The sequence below is a fragment of the Streptomyces sp. HD genome, from assembly GCF_028369295.1.
Classification (GTDB): Bacteria; Actinomycetota; Actinomycetes; order Streptomycetales; family Streptomycetaceae; genus Streptomyces.
In genome coordinates this window covers 26,550-35,970 of record NZ_JAQMYP010000081.1, presented here as the reverse complement: position 1 = coordinate 35,970, position 9,421 = coordinate 26,550, and the positions used below count along the sequence as shown (strand labels likewise).

General features: G+C 73.2%; 8 protein-coding genes. 2 read left to right on the top strand and 6 right to left on the bottom strand.

Going from position 1 to position 9,421, the window contains the following annotated elements; genetic code table 11:
• The 4 genes from POF73_RS42910 to POF73_RS42895 all read right to left on the bottom strand — a co-directional run.
• On the bottom strand, positions 1-1,131 hold a 1,131-nt coding region (locus tag POF73_RS42910; protein ID WP_272124845.1), incomplete at its 3' end, for a HoxN/HupN/NixA family nickel/cobalt transporter.
• A gap of 195 nt (positions 1,132-1,326) precedes the next feature.
• Complete coding sequence (gene prcB, locus POF73_RS42905; RefSeq protein ID WP_272124844.1) at positions 1,327-2,181, bottom strand: proteasome subunit beta; 855 nt, start codon at positions 2,179-2,181, stop codon at positions 1,327-1,329.
• An 88-nt stretch (positions 2,182-2,269) separates the two neighbouring features.
• Positions 2,270-3,214 (bottom strand): lysylphosphatidylglycerol synthase transmembrane domain-containing protein, encoded by a 945-nt coding sequence (locus tag POF73_RS42900; RefSeq protein ID WP_272124843.1) that lies wholly within the window; start codon positions 3,212-3,214, stop codon positions 2,270-2,272.
• Positions 3,211-4,707: a hypothetical protein gene (locus POF73_RS42895; RefSeq protein ID WP_272124842.1), complete on the bottom strand. Its 1,497-nt coding sequence runs from the start codon at positions 4,705-4,707 to the stop codon at positions 3,211-3,213. Before POF73_RS42895 ends, POF73_RS42900 begins: the two co-directional genes overlap by 4 nt.
• Before the next feature lie 191 nt (positions 4,708-4,898).
• Here POF73_RS42895 and POF73_RS42890 point away from each other — a divergent pair, with 191 nt between their 5' ends.
• Entirely contained in the window at positions 4,899-5,579 is a 681-nt protein-coding gene (locus POF73_RS42890) for a nucleoside/nucleotide kinase family protein (protein ID WP_443049746.1), read from the top strand.
• Positions 5,580-5,677: 98 nt separating this feature from the next.
• Positions 5,678-5,803: a hypothetical protein gene (locus POF73_RS42885; RefSeq protein WP_272124841.1), complete on the top strand. Its 126-nt coding sequence runs from the start codon at positions 5,678-5,680 to the stop codon at positions 5,801-5,803.
• On the opposite strand, the gene POF73_RS42880 is transcribed toward POF73_RS42885, so the two are convergent.
• Complete coding sequence (locus POF73_RS42880) at positions 5,800-7,632, bottom strand: hypothetical protein (protein ID WP_272124840.1); 1,833 nt, start codon at positions 7,630-7,632, stop codon at positions 5,800-5,802. The genes POF73_RS42885 and POF73_RS42880 overlap by 4 nt on opposite strands.
• A gap of 70 nt (positions 7,633-7,702) precedes the next feature.
• Entirely contained in the window at positions 7,703-9,421 is a 1,719-nt protein-coding gene (locus POF73_RS42875) for a hypothetical protein (RefSeq protein ID WP_272124839.1), read from the bottom strand.

The window sequence follows — 9,421 nt, the reverse complement described above, 5'->3', positions numbered from 1 at the left end:
CCGACCACCCGCCCACTTCTCCTCGATCCGGCCGAGCCGCCACACCAGCAGGGCCACGGCCCAGGTGACGACGAAGATGCCTACGACGACGAAGCCGGCGGTGTTGAGGTCGAGGCCGGTGATCCAGCCCCAGAAGGGGCCGTGCAGGGCGAGGCGGTCGGCGAGGAGGGCGAGGAGTTCGACGGTGCCGATGAGCAGGGCGACCGCGACGGACAGGCCGGTGACGGTGAGGTTGTAGTAGACCTTGCGGACCGGCTCGGAGAACGCCCAGCCGTAGGCGAAGTTCATGAACGTGCCGTCGATGGCGTCCAGCAGCGACATGCCGGCGGCGAAGAGGACGGGCAGGCACAGGATCGCGTACCAGGGCAGCCCGGAGGCGGCGCCCGAGCCGGCCAGGACGAGCAGGGCGACCTCGGTCGCGGTGTCGAAGCCGAGGCCGAAGAGCAGGCCGAGCGGGTACATGTGCCAGGGCTTGGTGATCGACCTCGTCGCGCGGCCGAGGAGGCGGTTCATGAAGCCGCGGTTGTTGAGGTGCTCTTCGAGCGCCGCCTCGTCGTAGCCGCCGGTGCGCATCCGGCGGAACACCTTCCAGATGCCCGCGAGGGCGACCAGGTTGATCGCCGCGATCAGATAGAGGAAGGCCCCGGAGACCGTCGTACCGATCAGGCCGGTGATGTCGTGGAGGCGGGAGTCGTCGTCGCGGACCGGTCCGGCGAGGGTCCGCACGCCGAGCGAGAGCAGCAGCGCCAGGGCGAAGACGACGCTGGAGTGGCCGAGCGAGAACCAGAACCCGACCGACAGCGGCCGCTGCCCCTCCCCCATCAGCTTGCGGGTGGTGTTGTCGATGGCCGCGATGTGGTCGGCGTCGAAGGCGTGCCGCATGCCGAGCGTGTACGCGGTGACTCCGATGCCGATGCCGAACGTCTGCTGTCCGATGCTGTAGTGCTCGGGCGCCACCACGGCGACGAGGGTGAACCAGCCGATGACATGCAGGGCCAGCACGAACGCGGCCATGCCGCCGACCCTGCTCCACTCCTGCCGCGTCATGGAGCCGCGGACGCGGTGCCAGGCGGTGCGCTGCTCGGGGGCCGTGGCGGGGAGGGTCGGAGTGGAGTCAGGGGCAGCCGTCATCGGGCAGGGAGGATCTTTCTCATGGAGGGCGGCTGCGCTGTACAGCCTGCGGCCATCCTCCGGTACTTGCAAACCATGTGCAGTAAAGCCCGTGGCAGTTCTTCGCCATGGAAGCCAAAGCTCCGGTCATGCCGAGGGAAAGCGCGGAGGGCGGAGCCGACGAAGGGTGGGGAGACGAAGGGTGGGAACCCCCTGTCAGGGTGCGGCGTTCGGGCCGTCCGGACGGCTCAGGCGCTGTGCCACCATCTCTCGGGTCAGGTCCGCCGTCTCCGCGTCGGCCAGCCGCTCGAAGCCGTCCTCCGTGATCACCGCGACGCTGGGGAAGATCCGGCGGTTGATGTCCGGCCCACCGGTCGCCGAGTCGTCGTCGGCCGCGTCGTACAGCGCGTGCAGCGCGGCCAGGACCGCCTCGCGCCGGGACATCCCCGGGCGGAACAGCTTCTTCAGCGCGCCGCGGGCATACGGCGATCCGGAGCCCTCGGAGTGGAAGTCGTACTTCTCGTACGGCCCGCCGGTGACCTCGAAGTCGAAGATGCGTCCCCGTGCGCCCTCGGGTGCTCTGAGGTCGTAGCCGACGAGGAGCGGTACGACGGCGAGGCCCTGCATGGCCTGGCCGAGGTTCTGGCGGATCATGCCGGCGAGGCGGCTCGCCTTCGCCTTGAGGGTCATCGGAATGCCCTCGATCTTCTCGAAGTGCTTCAGCTCGACCTGGTACAGCTTCACCATGTCCACCGCGAGTCCGACGGTGCCGGCGAAGGCGACGGCGGTGTGGTCGTCGGCGGGGTGGACCTTCTCCAGGTCGCGCTGGGCGATGAGGTTGCCCATGGTGGCCCTGCGGTCGCCGGCGATCAGTACGCCGTCGCGGTAGGTGAGGGCCAGCACCGTGGTGCCGTGCGGGAATCGGTCGGCGGCGGCGCGGACGCCGTCGGGGAAGGGGCGGCGCATGGGTAGCAGGGCGGGCCGGTGCGCCGTCAGGAACTCGGTGAAGGACGAGGTGCCCGGAGTGAAGAACTCCTCCCCCAGCCGCCCCTCGTGCTCACTGCTCGCCATGGCGATCCTCCTCCTTTGTCCGGCTCCTGCGTCCGGCCGACAACCGGAGTCCTACCTGAACCGCCCGCCCGGGAAACGCCGTTGGCGCTCACAGGGCCCGGCGCCGGACGAGCACCGCGAGGACCAGCAGGCCGGGCAGGAGCGGCAGCCACACCGTCAGCAGCCGGTAGCCGAGCACGGCGGAGGCGGCCGCCGCGCCCGGGGCGCCCACGGCGGTGAGCGCGAAGGCGAGGGCCGCGTCGAGGGAGCCGAGGCCGCCGGGGGTGGGCAGCAGGGCGGCCGCGGTGCTGGCGGCGAGGTAGAGCAGCGCGACGCGGGCGGGTGCGAGGGGCAGGGCGACCGCGCGGGTGACGGCGACGAGTACGCCGCAGTGCAGCGTCACGAAGGCCAGCGAGCCGCCCCACAGGGCCGTCGCCCGCGCCGGTCGCTTGTGCACGGCCGCGATGTGCGCCCGCACCGAGGCGACGACCGGGCGGCACCGGCTCCACAGCGGGCCGGCCAGCAGAGCTGCCGCGCAAGCGGTCAATGCGCATCCCGTGAGCAGGTATCCCGCGCCGACGTGCGGGAGGTGCAGCACTCCGGGGCAGGCCGCGACGAGTGCGGCGATCAGAGCGCCGCGCATGAGCGCCCCGGTCGTGCCCTTGACCGCGAGCGCGGTGGCCGCGCCGGAGAGCGGTAAGCCGCAGCGCATCAGGAAGCGCAGGTTCACCGCGCCCGCGCCGAGGCCGGCGGGCAGCATCTGGTTGGCGGCGGAGGAGGCGAACTGCGCCGCCACGAGTCGCCTCCGCGGCAGCGGGTGGGGCACCGCGCCCTGCTGGGCGAGCGCCGCGCACGGCCAGGTCGCGAGGGTGGCCGCGGCGGCCACCAGCAGCCAGCCCTGGTCGGCGACGGCGAGCCGGACCGCGCCCGTTTCGAGCACCGGCCAGTGCCGCCGGGCCAGGCAGGCCACGGCCACCAGGACGGCGAGCGTGAGGGCGCTGTGCCAGTAGGCCCGTCTGCGCCGGGGCTCGGTGAGGACCTGATCGGGTGTCATGCCGGTCCGCCCGCGACCGGCGTCGGGGCGATGCGGACCTCCAGCCGGTCGAGGCGGTGCGGCTCCCAGTCGCGGGCGTACCGGGGCGGTTTGCGGCCGGGCGCGCTGAGGGCGCCGACCGGGATGCTGCGGGCGGTCCGCAGGATGTCGGCTCTCGTGGTGTTGGCGTTGTGACCGTGGGTCGCTCCGGACGCGCATCCGGTGTAGTAGGCGAGGGGGATGGCCTCGTGCCCGGTGAGCAGACAGGGCGGGCGTACGCCGAGGCGGTGGAGCTCGGCGGCGGAGTGGGTCCAGGCCCGGCGCTTGGCGGTGGTGCGGTCCACGGTGCGGTCCAGGACGGTGTACTGCACGGCCAGATGTCCGGTCAGCCCGACCGCGAGCACGGCGGCGACCGCCGGGCGCCATCGGCCGTTCGGCCTGGTGACTGAATGGAGCAGCGCGTCGGCGACCGGGACGGCGAGGAGCGCGTAGGCGGGCAGGAGGAAGCGGGGTGCGGCGTATCCGATGAGGAACAGGTAGGGGAAGGCGGCCGTCGCGGCGCAGGCCAGCGGGACCAGGGTGCGGGTGGTGCGCCCGGACCAGACGGCGACGGCCAGGGCGTAGGCGGCGAGCAGGGGCAGGACGAACCACCAGGCGTAGACGGCCGGGTCGGGCATCTCGCCGTCGCAGGGCCGGCACAGGGTGGTGCCGACCAGGCTGCGCAGCTGGTCGTCGACGGCGAGGTTCCAGCCCAGGTCGCCCTGGATGCGGGAGGCCTGGTTGAGCCGCTCCCGCAGTCCGCCGTGGCTGACGAACGCCTCGATCACCCACTCGGCGCCCCCGGCGACGAGGCCCGCAGCGAGGGCGCCGCCGAGCCGCCGGTGCCGTACCGCCGCCGCCAGGGCGAGCAGGGGCAGCGTGACCCATACGGCGTCGGTGGGCCGCATCCAGGCCATGACCGCGGCACCGGCCAGGACGCCCCACAGGGCCCGTCCGTCGAAGCGGTCCGCGTGGGCGCGCAGGGTGCAGCCGACGCAGAACAGGGCGCCGTAGGCGACCCAGAGGTTGGGCATGGCCTGCGGGCCGTAGAAGAGGGTCACCCACAGGGTGGCGAACAGGGCGCCCGCACCGGCCAGGACGCGGGGCGGGAACAGTCCGCGCCAGGCGCGCAGGGCCAGATACAGGCCGAGTCCGGACAGGACGGCGAGGTAGACACGCAGCAGTGCCGTGGACGACGACCAGGAGGCGACGGGCCACACGAGCAGGGAGACGCCACGCGCGCGTGGTGCGCTGAAGAAGGCGGCCGGCGCCTCGGTGCCGACCTGGCTGACGTACACCACCTCGTCCCAGCCGAGGCCCATCGAGGGCGGGACGAGGAGGAGTTGGGCGAGGATGAAGGCGCCCGCCACCGCCACGAGCGGGCCGGCACCGCGTTGCCGCCAGGACCCGTCGGACACGGTCGCCATGCCGTACCGCTCGCCACTCACGAACATGGGCTTCGTGCCGTGGGCCATCGTCCACCCCTTACCCCTATGACCAGTACTCAGAAGAGACAGATGCCCCATAAGAAACATAAGACGCAAAAAGCACGGACAAAGTAACCCGCAAGGGAAGGGTCCGCAGTGCGGAGTTCGGCCAGGCGCCTGCCCCGGGGACCTTCGCCGGCAGGGGGAATCAGCGCCGACCGGGTGACAGACTCTGCTGTGTGATCCCGACCTTCGACGACCTCGTGGCCCGCGCCCGCTCCCTCCCCCGCGACGGCCGCCGTGCCGTGCTGGGCATCGCCGGCAGCCCCGGTGCGGGCAAGACGACGCTCGCCGAGCACCTGGTGCGGGAGCTGAACGGGGCCGGTGATCCCTGGGTCGCGCAGGTTCCCATGGACGGCTTCCATCTCGCCGACGTGGAACTGGACCGGCTCGGCCGTCGGGACCGCAAGGGCGCGCCGGACACGTTCGACGCGGCGGGGTACGCGGCGCTGCTGCGGCGCCTGCACGAGGGGGCCGACGGTGACACCGTCTACGCGCCCGGCTTCGAGCGGGACCTTGAGCAGCCGATCGCGGGCGCCCTCGCGGTGGAGCCGACGGCCCGGCTGGTCGTGACCGAGGGCAACTATCTGCTGCTCGACACGGGCGCGTGGGCGCGGGTGCGGCCGCAGCTGGACGAGGTGTGGTTCTGCGAGCTCGACGAGCCGGAGCGGCTGCGGCGGCTGATCGCCCGGCACGAGCGGTTCGGCAAGTCGCACGACGAGGCGGTGGCCTGGGTGATGCGCTCGGACCAGCGCAACGCGGAGCTGGTCGCCACGACCCGGGACCGGGCCGACCTGGTGGTGCCGGGCACGGCCCTGCCCACCCCGCAGGAGCCGCCGACCGCCCGTGCGGGAACCTGAACCGCGCGGGGCCGGCCATCACCGGTGGCGGCAGCGGACCGGGGCGGTCAGCGAGGCACTCCCGTGGATCAACGGCCGGCGGTGCCGGAGGAGGCCGCGTGTCCCGGCATCGAGGCCTCGACGCGTGCGCCGCCCTGCTTCGCGACTGGGCCGTGGGGCTGGGCGAGACCGAGCAGCGGAGGTGCGACCGCTCGGCCCGCCGTGGTGAGTCGCCCCGCCCCTAGGGCGCCGCGAGCGTGAGCTCCGGCTCCCCGTGTGCGTCGCCCGACGCCTCGCCGATCACGGCGGTGAAGGCCTCGGTGCGGACCGTCAGGCCCGCGCCGTCGTGCGTGAACGTGGGCGTGAACGGGCCCGTCGATCCGTAGCGGACGGCGAAGACGTGCAGGTCCTGCGGGGCGCCGGGGGCCGGTCCCGCCTCCAGGGCCGTCGAGCTGACCAGGTGGCGCCAGCCCTCGTCGGGGTTGCCGTAGCCGCGCGGGTCGGCGGCCAGGGCGAAGGCCGCCTCTTGCTGGGTGCGGTCCGCGCGGGCGTCGAAGTGGTCCACACCGTCCGACTCCGGGTGGGTGAGGCGCAGTTCACCGGCGGACGTGACCTGGCCCTGCGAGACCCTGCGCACACGGTCGCCGTCGTCGGCGGCGTACGGCAGGCCGGCGAGCAGGTAGGGCGTGCCGGGGAGCCGTTCCACCGCGACCGTCACCCACAGGCGCGTGCCGTCGGTGACGTACAGGGAGCTCACATGGCGCAGGACGTGGTCGCGGCCGACGACCGGCTTGGTGACCAGCTTCGCCGTACAACCGCCGGCGCTGAGGTCCCGGACGCGGACCTCGCCCATGGGGCGGCAGTACAGGAAGCCGTCCGTCACCGGGCCGAAGCCGTGCTGCCGGTTCACCGCGGCCGGGAGGTAGTAGGTGCCCGCGGCCTCGACCAGCGACGGCGTCATTCGGCTGTCGAAGGCCACCGAGACCGTGCCCGCGCGGAGTTGGTGGCGGGCGGGAGCGGGCGAGGGGCTGCGGTGCCAGCGTGTGGTGTCCTGGATCTGCCAGACCAGCATCCAGGCGAAGTGACCGTCGACCCCGCCGTCGGCATTGACCGCGTGCCGGCCCCACCGGGTGTCGCCCCGGTAGCGGCCGAGGTCCGAGCCGATCCGCCGGCCGAAGTAGCGCAGGCCCAGGACCGACTCGAAGCCGCTGTGCTGCTCGCTGTAGCGCGGTCCGCCGTTGTCGAAGCCGCCGTTGGTCAGCCGGGCGTCGATGTAGCGGGCGAGCGCCTCGCCGTCCTCGGCGAAGATCTCCGCGCCGCTGACCCGGTGGGCCTGGGCAAGGAAGGACAGGGAGATCGGGCCGTAGTTGTTGTCGTAGGCGCCCCCGTGCTCGGACGGCAGGAGGGCGCCCCGGTCGGCGACCCGGTGCGCGCGGATCTTCTCGACGTACAGCTCGATCGCGCGGGCGCGGACCGACTCCCCCTGATCCGGCGGCAGATGGCGGGCGAGCATCAGTCCACCGACGACGCAGCCGATCGCCTGGTTGCCCGCCTCCTGCGGGTTGAAGAAGGTCGCCTCGGTCAGCCAGCGCCAGTATCCGTGGGCCACGTCGAGGAGTTCGGCGCGCTGTGCGCCGTCGACCAGGCCGTCGGCCGCGTCGAGGAGGTTCACCGCCTGGAGCAGCGCCCACACCGTGCTCGGCCAGTCGCCGATGGGGTGCGCGCCCGCCGCCAGGGTGTAACGGGCGTACGGCAGACCGGAGTCGCGCACCGTCAGGTTCGGGTAGCCGGGGTTGTCGTCGGTGTACACGCGCTCGCGCAGGTGGAAGGCGAGGCTGCGGCGCACCGCCTCCGCCACGCGCGGGTCCTTGCCGCGCTGCCAGGCGAGGGCGAGGAGCGAGGTGATGCCGAGGGAGGTGTCGCCGATGTCGTCCACGCACTCCGGGTGCTCCAGGTTGCCCTCCGGCGTGAGCCGGGCCAGGGCCTGCTCGACGACACCGGCGAGGACGGCGTCGTACGCCTCCGGGGTGTCGGGCAGGTCGTGCAGCGGGCCGCGCTGGTGCGTGAGGTGCACGGGAGGGGACGTGTGGTGCACGGAGATCAGCCCTTCATGCCTGAGATGGCCATGGCGTGGTTCGTCGGGGTCACACGACATGTGCGGCTCGGCGGGCGTGCAGGGCGACGGTCAGTGTGTGCGGGCCGAGTCCACCGATGTAGACGCGGTTCCCGGTCGTCGCATCGGTGCCGCCCACCACGGTGTAGTCCTGACCCGGGTCGTAGCGCAGTACGTCGCTCCGGTCCGGCCCGGCAAGCGGTCCGCCCGCCTCGACGTCGGTCTCGATCCGGATCTCGTCGTCACCGACCCGGTAGGTCATCGGCCCGGTCGTCAGGCACCAGCGCCCGTCGCCGATCGGTACGGCGCCCTCCGGCACGCCGCCCGGCCGGAAGGTCAGTTCGAGGGCCCAGGGCACCGGTGGGCCGCTGATGCCGATCCGCAGGTCGGCCCCGTCCTCCCGCAGGTCGACCTCGACTCGGGTCGTGTGGGAGACCTCGTCCTGAGGGCGGTCCGGGAAGGCCATCGCCGCGGAGAAGCGGCCCTCGTCCACCAGGCGGTAGGCACCGTCGTCGCGCCTGTGGTCCTTCGGGAGCGGCTGGTAGTAGGCGGTTGTGAGGGTTTGGGTGAGCCGGTACCGGTTGTCGGCGAGCTGTTCCATGTCGGCGGCACGGAACGGGCCCAGGTCGAAGAACACCCGCGAGAGGCGGACCGCGTCGAGGACGGCGGCACCGGCGAACATGCGCAGGAAGGTGGGGTTGCAGGCGAGGCCCGAGCGGATGCGCCGGTGCTCGGGCACGTCGGAGCCGCCGTACACCACGGTGTGCGCGGTGGCCGAGACGTGTGCGGCGAGGCGTGCGGTGCTGAGGTACCGGGCGCGCGGGAGCTTCTCCGCGTGCGGGGCCGGCAGTTCGCGGCTCAGGTCCGGGGTGAGGAGGATCTGGGCGAGCAGGTCGGGGTCTTCGATGCCGGCGGCGGCCGCCAGCCGTGCCGCCCGGGCGAAGTCGCCCCGGCCGGTGCGGATCGCGAGGAGCCGGTAGTGCGGCAGGTAGGGCCACAGAGCGAACGCGAGCTTCTGGTCCTGCCGTCGCGAGTGGAGGGTCTCCACCGTGCCGTCCGGTCTGATCAGGTCCAGGGTGGTGGCGAGGTTGCGTTCGACGGCGGCCGACAGGTCGGTCCGGCCGAGCGCCTCGGCCAGCAGGAGCAGCGCCGGGTTGGTCACGATGGACGCGTAGACGGCGCTGCGTTCCGAGTACAGGCCCTCCGCGTCGATGTCGACGCCCTCGGCGAGCCACTCCTCGACGCGGTCGAGCAGCCGGTCGTCCGGGAACGACCGGTGCAGCCGGGCGAGGGCCGCGCTCAGCTCCCAGCGGTGATTCGGGGTGTGCACCCCACCGGCCAGGAGACTGCCGGTGGCCGCCTCGGCGATCTCCGCGAGCGCGGCCGTGACGTCGCGCAGTTCCGGCCCCGCGGCGGCGGCGAGGACGTGCGCGTCGCACACGTCGTTGACCGTGAACGCGGAGTCCGGAGGTGACTGCACGTTGTCGCCGCCGGCGAAGAGGCCGGTGGTGGTCTGCGCGGCCCGCAGGGCGCGCAGGTGGGTCATCGCGGCGGTGACGGCCTGCCCGCTGCCGTGCAGTGCCGAGTCCGGGGAACGGTAGGCCGCGACCAGGGTCTTCACCCGCCGCGCCAGACCACGGTGCGGGACACCGGCGGGTTCCTCGTCGGGGCGGGCCGCGAGCGGGGCGGCCGACCGGTCGGCGGCGCGGGCCACCGCGCGGACGAACTCGTGGTCGAGCGGGGTGGGCAA